The 20,248-nt window shown below is 50.9% G+C and carries 19 protein-coding genes; 5 read left to right on the top strand and 14 right to left on the bottom strand.

What is annotated here, in order from left to right; genetic code table 11:
- Window positions 1–4 precede the first annotated feature (4 nt).
- The 7 genes from B1728_RS07895 to B1728_RS07860 form a co-directional block, all read right to left on the bottom strand.
- The gene (locus B1728_RS07895) at window positions 5–490 is read right to left on the bottom strand and encodes a DUF456 domain-containing protein (protein WP_079910140.1); all 486 of its coding nucleotides are present in this window, start codon (window positions 488–490) and stop codon (window positions 5–7) included.
- A 35-nt stretch (window positions 491–525) separates the two neighbouring features.
- Complete coding sequence (locus B1728_RS07890; protein WP_079909666.1) at window positions 526–1,263, bottom strand: Cof-type HAD-IIB family hydrolase; 738 nt, start codon at window positions 1,261–1,263, stop codon at window positions 526–528.
- Window positions 1,264–1,277: 14 nt separating this feature from the next.
- Window positions 1,278–3,155 carry an asparagine synthase (glutamine-hydrolyzing) gene (asnB, locus tag B1728_RS07885; RefSeq protein WP_079909665.1) on the bottom strand — a complete coding sequence of 626 codons (1,878 nt, stop codon included), beginning with the start codon at window positions 3,153–3,155 and terminating at the stop codon, window positions 1,278–1,280.
- A gap of 323 nt (window positions 3,156–3,478) precedes the next feature.
- Window positions 3,479–4,363, bottom strand: a complete 885-nt coding sequence (locus B1728_RS07875) for a metal ABC transporter permease (RefSeq protein ID WP_079909663.1) — start codon at window positions 4,361–4,363, stop codon at window positions 3,479–3,481.
- Window positions 4,360–5,325 carry a metal ABC transporter permease gene (locus B1728_RS07870; protein WP_079909662.1) on the bottom strand — a complete coding sequence of 322 codons (966 nt, stop codon included), beginning with the start codon at window positions 5,323–5,325 and terminating at the stop codon, window positions 4,360–4,362. The genes B1728_RS07875 and B1728_RS07870 overlap by 4 nt, the downstream gene beginning before the upstream one ends.
- Before the next feature lie 6 nt (window positions 5,326–5,331).
- Window positions 5,332–6,099 (bottom strand): metal ABC transporter ATP-binding protein, encoded by a 768-nt coding sequence (locus B1728_RS07865; RefSeq protein WP_079909661.1) that lies wholly within the window; start codon window positions 6,097–6,099, stop codon window positions 5,332–5,334.
- A 30-nt stretch (window positions 6,100–6,129) separates the two neighbouring features.
- On the bottom strand, window positions 6,130–7,050 hold the full coding sequence (locus B1728_RS07860; RefSeq protein WP_079910139.1) for a metal ABC transporter solute-binding protein, Zn/Mn family: 921 nt from the start codon (window positions 7,048–7,050) through the stop codon (window positions 6,130–6,132).
- Window positions 7,051–7,341: 291 nt separating this feature from the next.
- Between B1728_RS07860 and B1728_RS07855 the strand changes: the two genes are divergently transcribed.
- Window positions 7,342–8,574 (top strand): aminopeptidase, encoded by a 1,233-nt coding sequence (locus B1728_RS07855; RefSeq protein ID WP_079909660.1) that lies wholly within the window; start codon window positions 7,342–7,344, stop codon window positions 8,572–8,574.
- 342 nt (window positions 8,575–8,916) lie between these two features.
- On the opposite strand, the gene B1728_RS07850 is transcribed toward B1728_RS07855, so the two are convergent.
- The 5 genes from B1728_RS07850 to B1728_RS07830 all read right to left on the bottom strand — a co-directional run bounded on the left by B1728_RS07850 (window position 8,917) and on the right by B1728_RS07830 (window position 14,120).
- Complete coding sequence (locus B1728_RS07850; protein ID WP_079909659.1) at window positions 8,917–9,456, bottom strand: hemerythrin domain-containing protein; 540 nt, start codon at window positions 9,454–9,456, stop codon at window positions 8,917–8,919.
- 100 nt (window positions 9,457–9,556) lie between these two features.
- Window positions 9,557–11,599 (bottom strand): peptidoglycan D,D-transpeptidase FtsI family protein, encoded by a 2,043-nt coding sequence (locus tag B1728_RS07845; RefSeq protein ID WP_079909658.1) that lies wholly within the window; start codon window positions 11,597–11,599, stop codon window positions 9,557–9,559.
- A 21-nt stretch (window positions 11,600–11,620) separates the two neighbouring features.
- Window positions 11,621–12,334: an HAD-IA family hydrolase gene (locus B1728_RS07840; RefSeq protein WP_079909657.1), complete on the bottom strand. Its 714-nt coding sequence runs from the start codon at window positions 12,332–12,334 to the stop codon at window positions 11,621–11,623.
- Window positions 12,335–12,501: 167 nt separating this feature from the next.
- Window positions 12,502–13,659: a transglutaminase family protein gene (locus tag B1728_RS07835; protein ID WP_256865280.1), complete on the bottom strand. Its 1,158-nt coding sequence runs from the start codon at window positions 13,657–13,659 to the stop codon at window positions 12,502–12,504.
- A 38-nt stretch (window positions 13,660–13,697) separates the two neighbouring features.
- The gene (locus B1728_RS07830) at window positions 13,698–14,120 is read right to left on the bottom strand and encodes a hypothetical protein (RefSeq protein WP_079909656.1); all 423 of its coding nucleotides are present in this window, start codon (window positions 14,118–14,120) and stop codon (window positions 13,698–13,700) included.
- 375 nt (window positions 14,121–14,495) lie between these two features.
- Between B1728_RS07830 and B1728_RS07825 the strand changes: the two genes are divergently transcribed.
- From B1728_RS07825 to B1728_RS07820, 3 genes are all read left to right on the top strand, one after another.
- The gene (locus tag B1728_RS07825; protein WP_079910137.1) at window positions 14,496–15,668 is read left to right on the top strand and encodes an MFS transporter; all 1,173 of its coding nucleotides are present in this window, start codon (window positions 14,496–14,498) and stop codon (window positions 15,666–15,668) included.
- Window positions 15,669–15,811: 143 nt separating this feature from the next.
- Window positions 15,812–15,913 (top strand): sporulation protein YjcZ, encoded by a 102-nt coding sequence (locus B1728_RS36735; RefSeq protein WP_225948327.1) that lies wholly within the window; start codon window positions 15,812–15,814, stop codon window positions 15,911–15,913.
- Window positions 15,914–16,200: 287 nt separating this feature from the next.
- Complete coding sequence (locus B1728_RS07820; RefSeq protein WP_079909655.1) at window positions 16,201–17,781, top strand: S-layer homology domain-containing protein; 1,581 nt, start codon at window positions 16,201–16,203, stop codon at window positions 17,779–17,781.
- 112 nt (window positions 17,782–17,893) lie between these two features.
- Here B1728_RS07820 and B1728_RS07815 read toward each other — a convergent pair whose 3' ends face one another.
- Window positions 17,894–18,661, bottom strand: coding sequence for a pirin family protein (locus B1728_RS07815; protein WP_079909654.1), 768 nt, complete (start codon window positions 18,659–18,661; stop codon window positions 17,894–17,896).
- Between the two features lie 263 nt (window positions 18,662–18,924).
- Between B1728_RS07815 and B1728_RS07810 the strand changes: the two genes are divergently transcribed.
- Window positions 18,925–19,293 carry a toprim domain-containing protein gene (locus B1728_RS07810; protein WP_079909653.1) on the top strand — a complete coding sequence of 123 codons (369 nt, stop codon included), beginning with the start codon at window positions 18,925–18,927 and terminating at the stop codon, window positions 19,291–19,293.
- 26 nt (window positions 19,294–19,319) lie between these two features.
- On the opposite strand, the gene B1728_RS07805 is transcribed toward B1728_RS07810, so the two are convergent.
- Window positions 19,320–20,243 (bottom strand): AEC family transporter, encoded by a 924-nt coding sequence (locus B1728_RS07805; RefSeq protein ID WP_079909652.1) that lies wholly within the window; start codon window positions 20,241–20,243, stop codon window positions 19,320–19,322.
- Window positions 20,244–20,248: the final 5 nt, after the last annotated feature.

The following is a 20,248-nucleotide window of genomic DNA, read 5'->3' as shown; positions in this document are numbered from 1 at the left end:
ATTGCTAATAATTCAAAACCCAAATGATGAACACGATGATCATTATCAGCTGCAGGATTACTTTGACGACCAGGCCGGAGAAGAAGCCGACCAAAGCTCCGATACTTGCCCTGATTGCTTGCTTCCATTCGGTCCCTACAATCATCTCCCCGATAAATGCACCCAGGAAAGGACCGATAATCAGGCCAGCTACCGGAATGACAAAAGGGCCGAGCAGCAGCCCGACCGTACTGCCGATAACAGACGCTCTCGTGCCGCCGAACTTCTTGACCCCCAGCGCGCTGACCAAATAATCGGCCACCATCAGCACGATGACAATCGTAGTCTGGATAAGCCAGAACCAAAAACCAAACGGACCGAAGTCCACCATCCATCCGTAGATGAAAAATGCCGCATAAATCGCCAGTGCCCCCGGGAGCACCGGATAAACGGCACCGGCCATCCCGACGGCAAACAACGCAATGACGATAATCCAGGCTGCTATAACCATGGCCGACACCTCTCGATATCCCCCTTAGTTCAAGGTCAGGATAAAATATATTGTTCTATAATCCGTGCTACGCCGTGCTCCTCATTCGATACGGTTACGACGTCGGCTTCGCTCTTCACTGCATCCTGGGCGTTGCCCATGGCTACTCCAAGACCGGCTTCACGAATCATGGAGATGTCGTTCAGGCTGTCACCCATCGCAATCACCTGGGACATTTCGATGCCGAGCATCCCGCATACCTGTCTCAGGCCGCTTGCCTTGCTGATTCCTTTAGGATTCAGTTCGATGTTGCAAGGGTGGGAGTTCGTAACCTCCATCTCTCCCCACTCGATCATCTTCTCGCGTATTGCGTTCAAGACAGGCTCATCCTCATAATAATACCCGAATTTGAGCCACTGCTCATCCCACACCTTCTCAGTCCAGCGATCTTTGTTAAACAGGCCGTTAACGGAATAAGCCCAGTACCACGTATCGTATTTCAGGGCAATATCGCGCATTTGGATGATAAGCTCGGGGTTGAACATGGTACGGCTGTGCAGCTCGCCGGGGGCAGACCATACCTCGCTGCCGTTGACGGCAACGATTGGGGACTGCAGCTTCAAATCCTCCACGTATGGAAGTACGTTAGGAATTCCGCGGCCAGTAGCGAACATGACCGTAACCCCGGCTTCGGATGCAGCTTTGACGGCCTTTCGGTTCTCGGCGGACACCGTCTTATCCTCCATCAGGAACGTTCCGTCCATATCCAAAGCAATCAGCTTGTAATTACTCATGAAGCTGCTCCTCTCTATAGTGCTTCCGCAAGCGTTGGTCTAGGCAGTTCTTCCATGTAAGTGACATGCCACAAGGCAAACATATAGATGGTCCATAGACGGCGGGCATAGTCTCCCTGGCCGTTCTGATGCTTGACGAGCATCTGACGAACGGTATCCATGTTGATGTAATCCTCGATGCCGCTCGCTGCGATCTGTTCCATCATCACTTTGCCCTGATTGCCCTTCACCCAATCACGGAGCGGAACCGGGAAGCCGAGCTTCGGACGGTTCAGGATAAAGTCTGGAATAATCCCTTCCATAGCCTTACGGAATATATATTTCGTTGTTCCTTCAGCGATGCGGTAACGGGCCGGAATTTTGCGCGCCACCTCGTACAGCTCAACGTCCAGAAACGGTACGCGCAGCTCCAGGGAATAAGCCATCGTCATTTTATCCGCCTTCATCAGAATATCTCCCGGCAGCCACAGATTCATGTCGATGTACTGCATCCGCGTAACCGGATCCAGATGGCGGGTCTTATCATAAAATTTCTTCGCGATTTGCAGCGGGTTCGTATAGCTGCCCAGCATCTCACGGTCGATTCTGACGACTTCCGCCTTCATCTCTTCCGTGAAAATTTTGGCGTTACCGATAAACCGCTCCTCCAAAGGTGTCGTTCCGCGTAAAATATAGTTTTTGCCGTACGTTCCGTTAGGCAGAAGCCGTGCCAAAGCATGCAGCATCCGCTTCAAAGCATGCGGCAGGCGTTCGACAGGCTGCAGCGCCTGCGGCTCCCGGTAAATGCGATAGCCGCCGAACAGCTCGTCGGCTCCTTCACCCGACAGTACGACCGTTACGTGCTCACGGGCAAGCTGGGCCACATGGTAGAGCGCAATGGCCGACGGGTCGGCTACCGGCTCGTCCTGATGCCATACGGCCTTGGGCAGCGTATCGAAGAAATCTTTTTGCGTAATGATTTTGGCATAATGCTCCGTATCGAGCGCTGATGCCGTTTGGCGGGCAATCTCGGTCTCGTTGTTAGGCCCTTCAAAGCCTACGGAGAACGTGCGGATCGGTTCAATGTTGCGCATATGGGTAGCAATTGCCGTGGAATCGATACCGCTGGACAAGAAGCACCCGCGCTCCACGTCGCTCTGCATATGATGGATGACCGAATCCTTCAGCCCTTCGCGGATCTGCTCCACGTACTCCTCAAACGGGCGTTCCACAGGCTCGAACATCGGATCCCAGTAACGCTGGATTTTCATATCCCCATCGTAGCTCACGGTGACGGAATGACCCGGAGGAAGCTTATGAATTCCTCTGAACATCGTATCCGGCTCAGGCACGTATTGGAATGTCAAATAGTTCAGCAGGCTCTCCGTATGAATCGTGCGATCCATCCCGTCAGCCGCCAGCAGACTCTTGATTTCCGATCCGAACAAAAACCGCTTGCGATCCTTGTAATAATAAAAAGGCTTAATGCCGAATTGATCGCGCGCCCCGAACAACAGCTTTTTGCGGCGATCCCAGATTACGAAGCCGAACATCCCCCGCAGCTGCTTGACGCAGTCCTCTCCGTACTCTTCATACATATGTACGATGACCTCAGTATCCGAATGGGTCTTGAACTGATGGCCTCTTTCCTGCAAGGTGTGCCGTAAATATTTGTAGTTGTAAATCTCTCCGTTGAACACGATCCATACCGTGTCGTCTTCGTTGGCCATCGGTTGATGGCCTTCGCGGATGTCTATGATGGACAGCCTTCTAAAGCCTAACCCAATCCGGTTCTCGCTCCAGAAGCCGACATCATTCGGTCCGCGATGGATGATCACGTCGGTCATCGCTTTCAGCATAGCCTGAGACGGCTCTCTATCATCAAAATACATAGCTCCGGTAATCCCGCACATCGTATTGCTTCCTCCTCAAACGTCCGTACAGTAACGGTTCGAAATAATTCGATAGTCTAGTATACCATATTCGCAGCGAGTTCAGGAAATGGAACCAAAAATCCGTCTTTTTTTTGATATTGGACAAAAGAATCGGCCGAATGGAGTAAATAAAAAGCCCTCCGACCGGAAGGCTTTTTGCTGATAATATTTGCTGATAATATTTGCTGATAATATTTGCTGATAATAAAAGACGCATTAGCACCCTTGCACACGTTCGTAAGCTGTGCGCAATGTATATCGGAAGCAAACCAGGATGAAGCTGCCGGTAATGCACTATGGGATCACGCGGCGGTCTCGAGCCTATTCCGCCGCTGCTTCAGCTTGCGCCATACGACTCCGTGAGACGGAGAGAACAGCAGGGCCAGCACGAACATGGCTCCTGCTACGGTAATCATGCAGCCGGCGATGGAAGCATCCAGCAGCATGGAGACATAATAGCCCGCAACGGCGCTAATAATGCCTGCCAGCATGCTGTAGACGATCATGACACCGAGCCGTTCGGTCAGGAGGTAAGCAGTCGCCGCCGGAACTACGAGCATCCCGACGACCAGAATGGCTCCGACACTCTCAAACGATGCGACCGTCGTTACCGAAACAAGGCCCATTAGCAAATAATGGAACAGCGCAACCGGGATGCCTACCGCCGCTGCCATCGCCGGATCGAACGAGCATAGCTTAAATTGCTTATACAACAGCCCGATTACAGCGCCGCTCAGCAGCAGCACCAGACTTAGCACCCATACGGCCTTCGGTCCGATATCCACACCGGCAACCGTTAACGTATCCCAGGGAACGCGAATGATTTCACCGTACAGCACGCAGTCCAAATCCAGGTCCACCTGGCGTGTATACAGGCTTACCAGCACAACCCCAATCGAGAACAGGGCTGTGAATACAACGCCTATCGACGCATCCGACTGGACCCCGCCCTGCTGAAACAATTGAATGAGAAACACGGTGATCAGCCCCAGTACGGACGCGCCGAGCATCATGAATAACGAATCGCGTGAGCCGCTGATCAAAAATGCGATCACGATACCCGGCAGTACGGAATGACTTATCGCATCGCCAACCATCGCCATTCGTCTTAGCACCAGAAAGCAGCCCAATAAGCTGCAGGAGCAGGCCACAAGAGCCGCTGTAACGATAATCCAAAAATCGTTCATGCCCCTCTGCCCTCCTTTCCCGCCTCGAACGCTGCCCTATCTAATCCTCCGGAAGCCACGGCCTTCTCCTCCAAGACCGCTCTTCGGACTGAAAGCCGCTGGAGCACCTTGGAAAGCACCCCCCGTTTCGGCGCTATTAATACCGATACAACGAAAAGGGCAGTGGCCGCCAGAACGCTGAGAGGCCCTGTCGGCATATTGTTGGCCGTCGAGCTGATGAGCGTGCCGGCAAACCCGCTGACGGCCCCGAAGAAGCCGGAGAGCACGACCATCACCCCAAGCCGCTCGGTCCAATACCGTGCCGTTACCGCCGGCGTGATCAGCAGTGCCGACATCAGCACGACACCGACGGACTGGATGCCGACAACCACCGCCACAACGATCAGAAACATCATGAATTGCTCCAGAAAAGCGACGGGATAGCCTAACCCTTTGGCAAACCCGGCATCGAAGCTGAGCAGCTTGAACTCTTTGAAGAGCAAGGCGCACACCGCCACCAGCACTCCCGCAACTGCCGTCATAATAACGACATCCTTGTGTATCATGGAAGCCGCCTGACCGAACAAAAACTTATCCAGTCCGCTCTGATTGCCGCTGCCGCCGTGCTGGATTTGCGTTAACAGGACAATACCGAGCCCGAAGAACACCGACAAAACGATCCCCAGTGCCGAGTCCTGCTTGATACGGGAATTTCTTGTGACGAAGCCGACGCCAAAGGTGGCGATCAAGCCGGAAACTGCAGCCCCAATGAGGAAAAATACGATCGATTTGGAGCCGGTCAGCATGAAGGCAATGCACACACCCGGCAGCGCCGCATGGGCCAGCGCATCCCCCATCAGACTCTGCTTCCGCAGGTAAGCGAAGCTGCCCAATACCCCGCTGCTCAAGCCGAGCAGGATGCTTCCGAGCAAAATCCACTGCGTATTCGGATCGGATAAAAGCTCCAGCCAGTTTCTGCCCATTTCTTCTCACCTCGCACGGACGATAAACGACTCGTCGTCCCGTTCTAGCAGCGCCAACCGGCCGCCGTAGGTTTCCTGCAAATTCCCTTTGGTAAAAATATCCTTGGTCGGCCCGATGCCCATCAGCTTTACATTAAGCAGCATGACCCAATCAAAATATTCCTTCACGGTTGCAAGGTCATGGTGCACGACCAGCACGGTTTTCCCTTGCTTTTTGAGCTCGTTCAGCAGGGTGATGATAGCCTTCTCCGTAGCTGCGTCGACACCGACGAACGGCTCATCCATGAAATACAGCCGTGCATCCTGCGCGAGCGCCCGGGCCAGGAATATGCGCTGCTGCTGGCCGCCGGACAGCTGGCTGATCTGCCTGCCCGCAAAATCGGCCATGCCTACCTTCTCCAGGCATTCCATCGCAATTTGCCGTTCTTTGGCGCCCGGCCGCCGGAACCATCCCAAATGCCCGTAGCGTCCCATCATCACCACGTCCAAAGCGCTTGTCGGAAAATCCCAATCAACCGATTCCCGCTGCGGCACATAGCCCACCAGCTTGCGCTGCTCCGTATATCGTTTCCCGTAGATGGTCACCTCTCCGGTAACCTTCGGAATTAAGCCTAGCGCCGCTTTAATGAGCGTGGATTTGCCCGCTCCGTTCGGTCCTACAATTCCGATCAATTTACCTTCCGGTATAGAGAAGGAAATCTCGCGGAGCACCGGCTTTTTCTGGTAGGCAACGGTCAACTGTTCAATGTTCAATGGAGTTTCGGTATGCTTCATTTGCTCATCACTCCTATCCGTCCTCATTCGTTATTTCAACGCCTTCACTATCGTGTCGACATTGTGGCGGACCATCCCGATGTAGGTTCCTTCCGGCGTCCCGTCTTCTCCCATCGCATCGGAGAACAATTCCCCCCCGATTGTTACCTCATGTCCCTGCTTCTTGGCACCTTCAATGACGGCCTCGATCGACTTCTTCGGTACGCTCGATTCCACGAATACCGCTTTAATCTTGCGGCTGACCAGAAATTCACGAAGATCGCTTACATCCTTCGAGCCGTATTCGGACGCCGTGCTGATCCCCTGCAGTCCCATCACCTTGATGTGATAGGCATCCCCGAAATAACCGAAAGCATCATGAGCCGTAATGAGCACTCTCTGGTCCTCGGGAATGGAACCGATCTGCGTCATTGCGTACTCATCCAGCTCCTTCAGCTGCTTGATATATGCGTCTGCATTGCTTTTGTAGGCCTCCGCATGGGCGGAATCGAATTTGCTCAGTTCATCCCGGATCACTTCCGCAGCTGAGATCCAGTGCCTGACATTGAACCATATATGCGGGTCATGGGAGGCCTCGCCCCCTTCCCATCCTCTCAGCTGCGCTTCGGGAATATTCCTGGATACGGCGACTGTCGGCTTATCCTTCGCCATTTTCTCGAAAATGTCCACCATTTTCCCTTCAAGATGCAGCCCGTTATAGAAAATCATCTGCGCCTGCTCCAGCTTCTTCACATCGCCTTGGGACGCCTTGTAAAGATGCGGATCCACACCGGATTTCATCAAGCCCGTCACTTCCACACGCTCTCCTCCGACCTGTCTCACCACATCGGAAATCATACCAATCGTTGTCGTAATTCGGAGCTTGCCTTCCGTCTCATTCTTGCTCTGCCCTTTCCCCTGAGCGCCGCATGCCGCTAGTACGCCGGCTAAGGATAAAAACATGATAGTCATAATAAATCTTTTCCATGACGACACGATGCTTCTGGTTCTCACATTTCCCAACTCCCCTGCATGTTTGTTTAAAGCCACTTTTTTTGCCCAAGCCTCAAATGTTTCCTTTTGTTATTTTTGTTTCCTTAATGCAACTTTAATTTATTATATACAATATTGTTTCCGCAGTGCAACATTTTTCTTGCAATAATTTCCTTCTTTTTTGTTAACCCTGTCTTTATCATGGAGCTTGGAGTTCTAGCATTATTTTTGATAAGATAAAAGAAAACATTTTTTAACAGGAGGCCTCTGATGGCAAATTTCGAACAGCAGTTGAATCAATATGCCGACATCATTGTAAACATTGGCGTCAACATTCAAAAAGGGCAAATCTTGGCCATTAACGCGGCTATCGACGCGGCGGAGCTGGTTCGCCTGCTTGTCAAGAAGGCTTATGAAGCCGGCGCTTATCAGGTCAAAGTGAACTGGTCCGACGATACGGTCGCCCGTCTTCGGTATGATTTGGCTCCGGACGCTTCTTTCCTCGAGGAGCCCAAATGGTATGCGGGGGAAATGCTGGAGCTTGCGGAGAAAGGCTTCGCGGTCATCAGCGTGGTTTCATCCGATCCCGATCTGCTGAAGGGCGTGCCTCAGGAACGGATTGTCAATCATCAGAAGACGTACGGTAAGGCCATGGCCAAATACCGCCAATACATGCAGTCGGATAAATTCAGCTGGTGCGTCGTTGCGGCTCCGTCCAAGGCTTGGGCGGCCAAAGTGTTCCCGAACGTGCCGGAGGACGAGCAGCTCGGCAAGCTGTGGGAGGCTATTTTCAAAACCGTTCGCGTCGATCAGGCTGATCCTGTAGCCGCATGGGAAACCCACATTCGTACCTTGAACGAAAAATCCGACTACCTGAATGCGAAAAAATATAAAAAGCTGCACTACGTGGCGCCGGGCACAGACCTGACGATCGAGCTGCCGGAAGGCCACATCTGGGTAGCGGCAGACAGCATTAACGAGCAAGGGAATGCCTTCGTCGCCAACCTGCCTACCGAGGAAGTATTTACTGCCCCGCTTGCCACGGGAGTAAACGGCAAGGTGTCCAGCACCAAGCCGCTTAGCTACGGAGGCAATATCATCGACGGCTTCACCCTTACTTTCGAGAATGGCCGCATCGTCGACGCAACGGCGGAGCAAGGCCTCGACACACTGAAAGGGCTGATCGAGATGGACGAGGGCTCGCATTATTTGGGCGAGGTTGCGCTTGTCCCTCATCAATCCCCGATCTCGCAATCGAACATTTTGTATTACAACACGCTGTTTGATGAAAATGCTTCGAATCACCTGGCCATCGGCAGCGCCTACGCGTTTTGTCTCGAAGGCGGCAAAGGCCTGTCCCAAGAGCAGTTGAAGGAACGGGGACTCAACACGAGCATGGCCCATGTCGATTTCATGATCGGCTCCGGTGAGATGGATATTTTCGGTGTCACGGCAGACGGCAAGGAGGAGCCTGTGTTCCGTAAGGGGAATTGGGCATTTTGAAGCGAGTGAAAAAGGGGGCGCTGCTAGCGCCCCCTTGTCTGTTTAGAAACCCGTAGAAATTAAACTATGACAATCTACTCCAGTGGGATATGCCCCTCCAGCCGCTGTTGAAACCGTGAAAGGTGATCATGTTTAGCGGTATTTTCACGGGTTTCAAAGGCGGACGTAAACTCCTCCGAGGCATACCCCACCTCCATATAGCATAGTTCTCGCAAAACAGGTTTCTAAACAACCCGGGGGCGCTAAAAAGCGCCCCCCTTTTTTTAATAATATAGAGTGAATACATTTTGGGTTTACCCGCAAAATGTCTGATTCAGCTCCCAAGCCCCCACTTTATGGGGCTTATGAAAACAAATAATCGATATCGGTGAGTACCCGCTCCGTCAAAGGAAAAACAAACTCCTCTTCCTTCTCCAGATGATCGATAAGGATACGACAAGCCTGGGTCAAATAAGCTCCGGCGCGTTTGATCTGCATCGCGTCCGAATCCGGCTTGAGCGCGTGAACGGCTCTGAAGAACGAGCTCAAATGATCCATCGCCTGCTCATGGTCTTTCTCCAACATCCATAAGGAAGGTACGATCGTCGGCTTGTTCTGCTTATGGAAATAGACATTCAAGAATGGGTAGAGCACCTCTTCCTCCCATTTGGAATGGCGGTCCAGCTCCTCCTGAAAAGCCATCGCCCACAGCCTCAAATGCACCAGCGTTCCCCTTGCCTTGCCCTTGTCGGCTTCCTGCTCGGCTTGGATCGACTGCTCTTTCATTTTCAGCAGCACCTGCATTAACTCGGCATGCTCCAGCTTCAAACGGTCCACCAGCTCATAAAGCCCGTTAGGATGAGCGGTTACCGACGCAGCCTCCGGCTTGTCGTGCATGTTCATGGTTCTTCGCACCTCCAAGGATAGTAATGATCTGTTCTTTACAGATTACTACGCTACCCCTTGGTTGTATGCGACTTCTAACACTTTTTTAGATGAGAGCTTACGGCTTGGGAGTTTCCGATTGCTTGCCTTTAGGCACACCGTCCAGACCGTAAGCTTGATCGTAAGCATCGAAAATTTTGCGCGCAATCGGAGCCGCGTTCCACGCCCCGAAGCCGCCCTCCGGTACGACGACCGCTACGGCAAGCTTCGGCTTTTCGGCAGGCGCGTAGGCTATAAAGACCGCATTATCGATCATTTTGCCGCCGACCGATTGGGTGGACGTACCCGTTTTGCGGGCTACCGAATAAGGGAAACCCTCGAAGCCCTGCACATTAACCTTAAGCATCCCCCTGGTAATCGAATCCCAGTATGCATTAGGGAACGTCGTTTCCTCCAGCACCTCCGGCTTCATTTCCTTAACCGGCTGGAAGTCGTAGGTTTCGATTTTGTCGACCAGGAGCGGCTTCATTTTTTTGCCGCGGTTGGCGAGCGTTGCTGCGTACTGCGCCATCTGGAGCGTCGTGTATTTCTCGTTCTGGCCCCAGGATGCGTAGACCATCCGGGATTGCAGCGTCTCCTTCGTATTCGTCTTGAATTCGCTGATCCCCGCCGATTCTCGCGGCAATCCGCTGCCCGTCAGGACGCCGAGTCCGAACTTGTTCAAGTAGGACTCCCAAATGTCGACGGCCTTTTGGCCGCTGCGCATGTACAGCGGATTACCGATCATTGCCGACATGAACGTATTCGACGAATGCCAGATGGCGTCCGCTGCATTAATCGGTCCGTAAGCCGCACGGTCCGAGTTGGTCAGCTTGGCGTTGTTATCTTTACCGTAGGTGAACTCCCCTGTATCGTTATAGGTCGTGTTCACTCCAAACAATCCTTCGTTTAACCCTATCAGCACGGACAGCGGCTTAATGATGGAACCGACATAAACGATGGAGGTCGGGTGATTTTTCAATTCGTTTTCCGGATAATCCGGATAAGCGGTCGTTATGGTGCCGTTGTTAATAAAAGGCTGGATGCGGCGGTATTCCTCCGAGGACAGCCCTCCGCTCCATACGCCGGGATAATAATCCGGCATGCTGGCCATAGTCACGACCCGCCCTGTGTCGACTTCCATAGCGACGGCATAGCCGGCCCTGGCATTAGGCGCATAGCCGTAATGCGAGGCGCGGGCTGTAGCGGACTTCGCATAAGCCAATTGGTCCATAATCGCCTTTTGGGCAACCTGCTGAATATCTTTATTAATCGTCAAGATCAGATTGTTGCCTTTCTTAGGCGGTTCAATAGAGACCTTTCCGATGATTTTTTGGGACGCGTTGACAGGATAGGTTTTCATCCCGTTCTTCCCGCGCAATTCCTCCTGATACATCAGCTCGATACCGTCATACCCGACATCCTCTGTATCCAGGTATCCCTCGGTATTGTTTTTATTTTTATAGAAATCAAGTCCGTTCTTAGGCTCTCTTGCCTGAGAAAACGGCCTCATGTACCCGACAAGCTGAACCGCGATTTGCGAAGGATCATAGTTCCGGACACTTTCCTCCATAACCTCGAGCCATTTCAGCTCGTCCCGATGCTCCAGCAAAAAAGCGATCTCCTTGTCCGTCAAGCCCGATTTAATCCGCCGCGGAACGAAGGAGTAGCTTGGGGCTGTGGTGGAATTTTTGTCCAGATCATACCCGACGTCCATCGCTTTAATAATATCCGCCGCCGTCAAAGGAGCCTTGGCAGGATCGCCGAACTGCTTGAACAATTCCTCCAGCCTTTTGGCCAAGGCAATAACCTCATCCTTCTTCTGGTCGGATTCCATCCGAAAATAGAGCGACTGCGTGGAGCTGGTGTAAGCCAGAGGATTCCCGTTGCTATCGAAGATGTTGCCGCGTATCGGGGCGATCGGCGTATCCCGCTTGGTCGTCTGGGCCTCTGCAGCCTTCAGCTGCTTGCCCTCTACGAATTGAAGAATAGCGAGTCTGACAATAAGGACGGAAAATAAAAAGAACGTACAGAAGAACAATAAATTAATCCGAACGGTAAAATGACGCCGCTTGTTCGTTTCATGCTTTTGCGGATCATCCGTCGACATGGACTTTCTCATGATGTGACAGCTCCTTTACTATTACCCGAGCAGCTCACGTAATGAATGAATGCCAATGCCCGAGTGATAATCGTAACGTTTGATTTTGACAGCATCGATACCCGCCTGATTCGGCGCCCAAATATCGTTCAAATCATGATCCCCTACATAGAGCACATCGGCCGCCGATAAGCCGGAACGCTCCAGTGCCAGGTGGAATATGGCCGGGTCCGGCTTCTCCAAGCCGACCAATGTGGACACAATAACAGGGTCAAAATGATGCAAAATGCCTTTATGCTCTAGAATACCGGGCAGCGTTGCAGCGAAGTTGGAAATAATGCCCAGTTGAAATCCCCGCTTCTTCAGCGCAGCAATGCTTTCCTGAACATCCTCGAACAATTGGTATGGCTCCGGTCCTGTGAATAAATCATAAAGTCCGTGGCAGCATTCGTGAATCTGGTCCTCAGTCCAATCTTCCTCATGAACGCCGAGCTTTTCCAATATGTAGTGATAGATCTTCATCCAGAAAGCCCGGTCCGATTCCGGCGTGCATGCTTCAAAAGGATCCAGCTGCTTCCCGTAGTAAAACAGCCGGAACGCTTCGGTGAACAGATCCCCCACCTGCTCCTCCCCCCGATGAAGGGAACGGCTTGCCAGAAATTGCTGCATAATTATTCTTGAAGCCGGTATCGTCATCAGCGTATCCCCCACGTCAAAAAAGACGGCTTTATACGCTTCTATTGGTTTTGGTAACATCCGAATGTACTCCTTTGCCGTATTTCTCCCAAGAACATCCATAAAAACGCTTATTTTCGACAATATTCCGCCAAAAATGCGAATCCTCTCTAGTTTATCATACTTTGCCCGAAAGAGAAAAAGCCGGCGCTCTCCCATACGCATCGGAGAGGTCCGGCCTTCTTAAGCTAAGCTTCACGAATGTGCGTTTCATTAAAATTCGGCGGGTTAAACCAATTGCCTCCGCTGGCGACCCAGGTCGAGTCCAGCGGCACCCATTTGTTGCTCTCCGACAAATAGACTTCATTCCAGGCATGAGGACCATATCCGCCGCGCCCGTCATAGCCAAGCCCCGTCACTACCTTCACATCAAGACCGGCGGAACGGGCCATTACCGCATACAAGCGGGAAAAATCGATACATACGCCTTTCTTCGTCGCAAAGGTTTCTTCCGGGGTTTGCTCCTTCCAAATCCTCTGCTGCTCATACAGGTTGACTTTATCCCAATCATACTGAATCCGCGTCCCTACATAGCGGTACAGCAGACGAGCCTTCTCCTCGTCCGTCCCGGCTTTGGCTGTAATCTCTTTGGCAGCCTCAGCGATATTATTAGGAATTTTGGCATCCAGCACCTCATACTTGCGCTGCAGGATATTATCGAATTCCTGTTCGACCGCTCTGGTAAACACAGGCAGCCGGCTTGCGAGAAAATCCCCGGTTACCGGACGAATGATCTCGTTGGCACCTTTTTGATATAAGTCCGAAGCCTGGATGTAGTTGGCCGCCGGTGTCTGTGGAAATAATGTGGCAGCGATGAACAGCACGGCTATAATGAGCAGCGAGCGGCCAAGCCCGGTCACACAGCCGATAACCCCGCCAAGAATGCTGCTGATCAAGGTAGGCCCCCCGCCGCGGCGACGCGCATCATGTCTTAATGTTTCGGCGACCCAGCCGTCCATGACGGGATCGATGATCCGATACAGCAGCTGCTTCAGCAGCATATACCCAAGGACGAACAGTACGCCGTAACGCAGCAGCGTAAAATCCCTCACACTTGTCATAAATGTATAATACAGCTGCTGGAAGAAGCCTATATCCGTTGCAGGAATGACCAACTGAAGCGAGATTAGCCATGCCTGCACCTTCGGCGACAGCCAGGAAGCTATCCGCCAGGCAAGAAGCACACTAACAACGACGGCGACGGCCTCAGCTACCATCAGCATCAAATGGCGTGCAGAGGAGGAGGCTCCGCGAAACATCCCTTGGATAACGGAAACTAATAACGTGGCCGCTAATAGCAGGGTTATCCAGTTGGTCGATCCGATAACGCCGATCCAATCCGTCACATTCTCACCTCACTTGTATTCCGCTGCAAGCTGCAGGGTTAAATCTTCGTATTTTTCTTGGCTTGTTCGATAAGCGCGTTAATGACATCATCCATTTTCATGGTGAAGGTCTGATTCATGAAGGTAACCTTAACCTCATTGGATTCCGGATTGCCTTCGAGCTTCAAGCTTTTTGTCGTTACGGTAAAGGTACCGTCCGGGTTCTGCTTGTACTGTGCGTCCTTCATTTCCCCGGAAATCGCCTTCAAGGCTTGATTCTTCGCCTCCGCCGTCACTGCGGTTCCCATCTCCATCAATTGATCCTTATAATCTGCTCCGTAGTAGAACAGCCCCGCAAGTACAGCCAGTACGATAATCCATTTCACGACGGTTTTTACAATTTTAATAACCAAAAACAAAACGATGATCGCGCCGACAATAATAAACCAACGATCCTGCAAAAACGACATTAAAAAATCCAACTTCCATCTCTCCTCTAAGCGTAACCTTTTTTTGTTCCCCTGATTGCCCTTACTGATTGTCTTCTTCTCTACGGCGCCTTAGCTCCGCAAGCCTTTGTTGGATATGCTCCGACTTGTCCGCCCGTCTTGCCTTGCGGTAGGTGGATCGCAATCGCAATAAAGCGATGAGGACGATAAGTGCTAGCAACATAAGAATAACCGGATCCACTGTAAGCCGCCTTTCTTGATCACGAAACACGCGTATCGATGAATTGTACGTACGCCGGCGCAAAGGGTTGCAAAATAATGGTACTAACCCTAGGGCTCGTCACGTACAAGTAATGATAAGGCATTCCGTTGAACCGATTCACAAACATGAGATACGAGGTGAAGATGTTGAAAACCGCAATATGGCTGTATTTGTTTATGTTTGTCGCCTTTTTCGATCTCCATGCACAATACCCCATCTTGTCGCCGTTCGCTATTTCTCTCGGTGCCGTCCCATCCTTCATTGGACTTATATTAGGTGTGTATTCCATTACTCATCTTCCCGGAAACCTGCTGGCAGGCTACGGTGTCGATAAGTATGGCAGCAAACGGTTTATTGTGTTTAGCCTGATTGTAGCAGGTATCCTGCTATTAGTTCAATCCCGTGTTACCGATCCGTGGCAGCTGCTCTACATCCGATCGGTCAGCGGCTTCGTACTGGCCTTCCTGTCGCCTGCTTGCCTATCTATGCTCGCCAAAATCGCCAAGGATAAGGTGCAGCAGAGCAAGCTGATGGCAGGCAACGGCTTCGTTCATACGATGGCCTCCGTGCTGAGTCCGGCTGCAGGCGCTTATCTGGTAGCCAAGCTGGGCTTTGTCCAATCGTTCAACCTTCTCGGGTGGCTTCTTATTATTACCGGGGTATTGGCGATATTCGGCGTTAAAGAACCGGCCTATCGGGAAACTTCCCTGGCCGCATCCATACATGGACACGAAGCTCTGCCGGCCTCAACGGAGAACGCAGACCCATCCATTCAGGACAACGGGAGGCAAGGGGTCCCTTGGCTGTTTTTTGGCATTCCTCTCGCACTCTCCTGTTCGCAGGGGATTTTATTTTTCGAGCTTCCGCTTATGAAGGAAGCGAGCCAATCGATTCTGACTTCGGGAATTTTGTTTTCTCTAGTCAGCCTTGGAGCGCTGGTAACGCTCAGCATGCTGTTTATTAACCGGATCTCGCCTTTTCTGCGAACCAGCATGGGGAGCCTTGCATTGGCCTTTATCTTTTTCGGCATGTCCGTGAATTGGCCGATTCCCCTTCATGTCTCCTTATTCATGATCGGCATGGCCAAAGGAGTCATATATCCATCCATCGCTTCCTTGCTGGCTGCTCTTTCAAGCGCCAAGCGGTACGGCCGCATTTTTTCATTTTTATCGATTTCCTATTCTATCGGAGCTTTTATAGGACCCATTGTTGCTGGACATTGGAGAAGCCATACTTCCCCGTTCTTTATGGCGTTCCTCTGCCTGATGCTCGCTCTCTGTCTGCTCCCCCTCAAGACGTTCAAACCTGTCGAAGCCTGATAATCATCTCTCCACTACATTTACCGCCTAATACGCACCCACATAATTTGCCGTAAATGGGTCAACGCACAGACCTTCCCCCCTCTCCTACATACTATAAATCATGTCAGGAGAGTACTTTTCAGATTGAGGGGGTGAATTCAATGGGAGGAGTCGGTGAAGTAGGAGGCATCTGGACTTCCACAGCTGTAATCCTGGTCCTTTTCATTCTTTTGGTCATCGTTCTGAGAGGCTGCTTTTATTAATTTTAAGTAACATGGCATACCAACCGTCCGATAAGGACGGTTTTTTCTTTTTTGTTTCATTGTCATTAAAGCGGGGTAAAGCAAGGTTAGGATCGAGCATGTGTTTCAGCTTAAGGGGAGGGAATATTCCACATGGATTAAATTTCCACATGGGGACCACCCCAAAAGAAGAAATGCTTTCGAACGTTTGTAATTGAGAATTCGCAAGGAGGAGGTGAAAGTATTCGATGCAGGAGCCTACCGGCCATTCAAACCATTTTTCAGGTAAAGATAGGAGTGAACCATTCATGAAGCCAGCTGTCTTTAAAAAGACGGCGCAAGTAACCGTATTGATGATGCTCATCTCGGCATTACTGCCCGTTCTAGCTTTTGCGGCAACCGGTTTTAAAGACGTGACTTACCGCAACGGCACCGTTTCCGGTTCGGTCTATTCCGATGTATACAGCGTGAATGCGCAGGTGTACCTGTATGACCCGAACGGAAACAATGTAGGTACTGCCAAATCCGCTACATATAGCGTATATGAGGGTGTGTACACTTACAATTTCTCTTTGTCCAATGTTCCTTATTATCAATATTTGAACCTGCTGGAAAAAGTAACGGATTCCGTCTATCATACGGTTTATAACACGACCGGCAGCAGCGGAAGCGGCAGTGGTAGCCACGGCGGCGGTGGTGGCGGCGGATATATTCCATCCGGACCGAGCATCAGCGTTCCTTCCGATGGATCTATCGACGCTAATACGTTGAAAACCGCGCTGACTAACAACGACGTTGTTGAATTGGTATTGAGCGGCGACATTGCCCTCATTCCAGCCAAAGCTCTGGTTGATTTTGTAGGCGACAAGAATAAAGCGCTGAAAATCACCGGCAGCAAAGGAACTTATACGCTTCCTATTTATGTACTGAATTTGAGTGACCTTGCAAGCAAGCTTTCCATTACGACGGACGACATGTTCATCAAAGTGGGAATCAAAGCGGCAAGCGACACGAACGTAAGCGACATTAAAGCGGCTGCAGCTGCATTAGGCGCTACTGTAGCAAGCGATTCCGTCGACTTTACTCTGGAAGCCGTCGGCCAAGATGACAAAGTCCAAGCTATCGACCTGGGCAGCAACTACATCAGCCGTACGATTCCACTTGCAAAAGCAGTTGATTCTTCCAAAGCAACTGCCGTTGTATTCGATCCAACCAGCAAAAAGCTCAGCTTCGTGCCTGCTTTGTTCTCTTCTTCGGAAGACAACAACGTAGCTACAATCAAACGCAACAGCAACAGCATTTATACCGTTATTGAAATGAATAAAAGCTTTGCAGACAGTAAAGGCCATTGGGCACAATCCTACATCGATTTACTTGCTAACAAACTCGTCATTGACGGTGTGACTGACACGACTTTCGAGCCTGAACGCAGCATCACCCGCGCAGAATTCGCAGCATTGGTCGTTCGCGCATTGGGTCTTGACCAAAACAAAGGAGCAAGCTCCTTCAAGGACGTAGCTTCCACAGACTGGTTCTCCAGTGTCGTTGCAACAGCTGTTAATGCTAAAATCATTGATGGCTACGAAGACAACACCTTCAGACCGAACCAGCCTATCAACCGCGAAGAGCTGGCTGCTATGGTAGTACGCGCACTAGCTTATGCAGGCGCTAAACCGGACGTATCCTCGGATCGTCAAGCACAGCTGCTCGCTAAATTCAGCGACTCGAACCAAATCGTTTGGGCTCAGCAGGAAATGGCCGAAGCTATCGAGGCGGGCATCGTAGACGGCATGACCGATACGACTATTGCTCCTACGAAACAAGCTACTCGCGCACAATCTGCTGCAATGCTGAAACGCTTGCTGACGAAAGCGAATTTCATTAACTAGGCACCAGTTTTCTCCACTCTCCATTTCTTCTCTATGAAATAAGACGGCCTGACACAATGTCAGGCCGTCCTTTTATTTCCGCTGAGGAATGTTTACATTCGGATACATCTGCTCATCTCTTTTGGTACAACGGGTAATCCACATTGCCGGGTACTTCAATCAACAGCAGACGCAATCCTGCTTCTGTCTTCACCGTAACCTCGGACGCATGTCCGGAATCGGCTTCCAGCACCGAAAAGTCTCTATGGTGAAATGCCGCCGGTTCCCCTGCCCCGGTCCACTCCCCATCGCCGCGAACCGCCAGCGCTGCCAGCGTGCGTCCTGCAGAGAGAGTATGAGAGTAGGCTTTACCCGTGGCAAGCTCTACGTCCCACATACGCGCATCGGCAACCAGCTGAACAGGAGCCCCCTCACCTATCACCGTTTTGACGGTTACCCCATCCGATACGGCAGCCGGGAAATGCTCGTGATCATATTGATGATAAGTCGGCGTACGCAGCAAAGCTTCCTTTATATATGGCTCGAACCAGATCTGAAACCCTTCCGAATCAGGACCGATAAACCGTTCGCTATGGGAAACCCCCGACCCTGTCTGCATGACTTGCGCACCTCCGGCAGCCACTCGGCTCAGTGTACCTAATGAATCGGAATGTTCAGCATGGCCATGAACCATGTACGTAATGATTTCAAAAGCCTGATGGGGGTGCATCGGGATATACCCTTCTTCCGGCGCATGCGCCCATGCCCAGTAAAATAACGGACCGATTCGCTTTACAGCCGAGCCTTCCCCCGGAAACCCGATAGGCTTCAGCTCCGTAATCTTCCCTCCGTCAAACGCTCCCTTTGCCTGCTTAGCCGGTGGATAAATCGTCAGCTTCATTAATAACCCCTCCTATTCAGACTAACCACAACATATCAAGTAATAAACTTACTATTTTATAGTTGCTAATTACATTATAAGTGTTAACTCTTCTCTCGTCAATCCTTCTCCGGCACAAGCCCTTGCCGAAGCCTCGACCCTTCATGATCTGAAAACGCAAATTTCGACATTTCCTGGGAAATTATATGAAGCCCCGCTTGGAACCAGTGACAAAACTGGATATACTACAGAAGAAGCCGATTTCGGAGAGCAGGAGGATGGCGATGAGTATAGCGATCATTGTAGAAGGCAAAAACGACAAGAGCAGACTGCGGCGGCTCTTATTGGAGGAAGTGACGATTCTGTGCACCTTCGGCTCCTTAAATACCGATCGTCTGGAGGATTTAAAGAAAAAGGTCGGTACTAGCGAGGTCTATCTGTTCACGGACAATGATTCCTCAGGCAAAAAAATCCGTGCGATTCTAAGAGATACGTTCCCCGACGCGGAACAAATTTATACCAGACGGGGCTATGCCGGAGTGGAAGGCACACCGGATGAATATTTAATCCAGCAATTAGAAAAAGCCGGTTTGGAGGAGTACATTATATACCCGCCCCATGACCCGGCTCTGAATTACCCGACATCTTTATAAAACGCATTTATTATATAACCAGATCCCTATGCAATGAACTTCATTAGATAAATGACCATAGTCACTGTGAAGATACTAAAGATAGTAGAAGAAAATACGACTTGAGAGGAAAATTCCGGTTCATTATCATACTCTACGGCAATCAGCACGCTGCTTAAGGAAGTCGGTACAGAGCAGGATAGAACCAATGCCTGTGCCATAATCCCATGGATGCCCATCAAGCGGACGATGGCAAAGCCGACCGCAGGCCCAACCAAGAGCCGGAGCACGTTCGACAGCATCACATCGGACAGCTTGAGCTTCCATTTCATGCTGCCCAATTGAACGCCAAGAGTTATCAGTGCTGTTGCTATGAAGGCGTTGGACACATAATTGATCGGCGCATAAACCGGTTCCGGCACAGGAATATGAAGCCAGCGCATGATGAAGGCGATCGGTATCATATAAATGACCGGCAGAGAAAAGATGGTCTTCAGCGTCTGTCTCGTATCCTTTTTATGAGCATTAACGCTATAGATACCATAGGTATTCGGCAGCAAATTTTGCATCATCATAATGATGATTTGGATCGAGAGCGTGAACGCATCTCCGACAAAGACCAGCTGATTAAGCGGAATAGCATAATTGGCGCTGTTATAAAAAATAACGCTGTTACGCATTGCCGGTACCATCCCGCCCTGATAGCCCCTCATACGGATAACGATTTCAACCAGAATGAACATGGCAATGAAAAACAAAGCGAAAAAAGCAAGCGTTTGGACCAGAAGCCCAAACGTCAGCGTCGATTCGTATAGCATTTTAAAGACAAGTGCTGGAGAAAATAAATAAAAATTAAGCTTGGATAATGTCTTGATGTCCAGCTTGAACGCCCGGTATAAAATAGCTCCCAATGCGATCATAACCGATAGCGGGATTACGTTGTTCATTAAGATATGTGTAAAGTATGTCATGCTTG

Source organism: Paenibacillus sp. 32352 (assembly GCF_002042965.1).
GTDB classification, from domain to species: Bacteria; Bacillota; Bacilli; order Paenibacillales; family NBRC-103111; genus Paenibacillus_S; species Paenibacillus_S vulneris.
The sequence above is the reverse complement of the archived record's forward strand: the minus strand, read 5'-3'. Positions and strand labels throughout refer to the sequence as shown.

Coding starts and splice junctions, on each gene's coding strand:
- B1728_RS07815 (WP_079909654.1), bottom strand. CDS start 18,661: ATGAAGCTGACGATTTATCCACCGGCTAAGCAGGCAAAGGGAGCGTTT.
- B1728_RS07810 (WP_079909653.1), top strand. CDS start 18,925: ATGAGTATAGCGATCATTGTAGAAGGCAAAAACGACAAGAGCAGACTG.
- B1728_RS07865 (WP_079909661.1), bottom strand. CDS start 6,099: ATGAAGCATACCGAAACTCCATTGAACATTGAACAGTTGACCGTTGCC.
- B1728_RS07845 (WP_079909658.1), bottom strand. CDS start 11,599: ATGAGAAAGTCCATGTCGACGGATGATCCGCAAAAGCATGAAACGAAC.
- B1728_RS07860 (WP_079910139.1), bottom strand. CDS start 7,050: ATGACTATCATGTTTTTATCCTTAGCCGGCGTACTAGCGGCATGCGGC.
- B1728_RS07875 (WP_079909663.1), bottom strand. CDS start 4,363: ATGAACGATTTTTGGATTATCGTTACAGCGGCTCTTGTGGCCTGCTCC.
- B1728_RS07890 (WP_079909666.1), bottom strand. CDS start 1,263: ATGAGTAATTACAAGCTGATTGCTTTGGATATGGACGGAACGTTCCTG.
- B1728_RS07805 (WP_079909652.1), bottom strand. CDS start 20,243: ATGACATACTTTACACATATCTTAATGAACAACGTAATCCCGCTATCG.
- B1728_RS07870 (WP_079909662.1), bottom strand. CDS start 5,325: ATGGGCAGAAACTGGCTGGAGCTTTTATCCGATCCGAATACGCAGTGG.
- asnB (WP_079909665.1), bottom strand. CDS start 3,155: ATGTGCGGGATTACCGGAGCTATGTATTTTGATGATAGAGAGCCGTCT.
- B1728_RS07850 (WP_079909659.1), bottom strand. CDS start 9,456: ATGAACATGCACGACAAGCCGGAGGCTGCGTCGGTAACCGCTCATCCT.
- B1728_RS07895 (WP_079910140.1), bottom strand. CDS start 490: ATGGTTATAGCAGCCTGGATTATCGTCATTGCGTTGTTTGCCGTCGGG.
- B1728_RS07820 (WP_079909655.1), top strand. CDS start 16,201: ATGAAGCCAGCTGTCTTTAAAAAGACGGCGCAAGTAACCGTATTGATG.
- B1728_RS36735 (WP_225948327.1), top strand. CDS start 15,812: ATGGGAGGAGTCGGTGAAGTAGGAGGCATCTGGACTTCCACAGCTGTA.
- B1728_RS07855 (WP_079909660.1), top strand. CDS start 7,342: ATGGCAAATTTCGAACAGCAGTTGAATCAATATGCCGACATCATTGTA.
- B1728_RS07840 (WP_079909657.1), bottom strand. CDS start 12,334: ATGTTACCAAAACCAATAGAAGCGTATAAAGCCGTCTTTTTTGACGTG.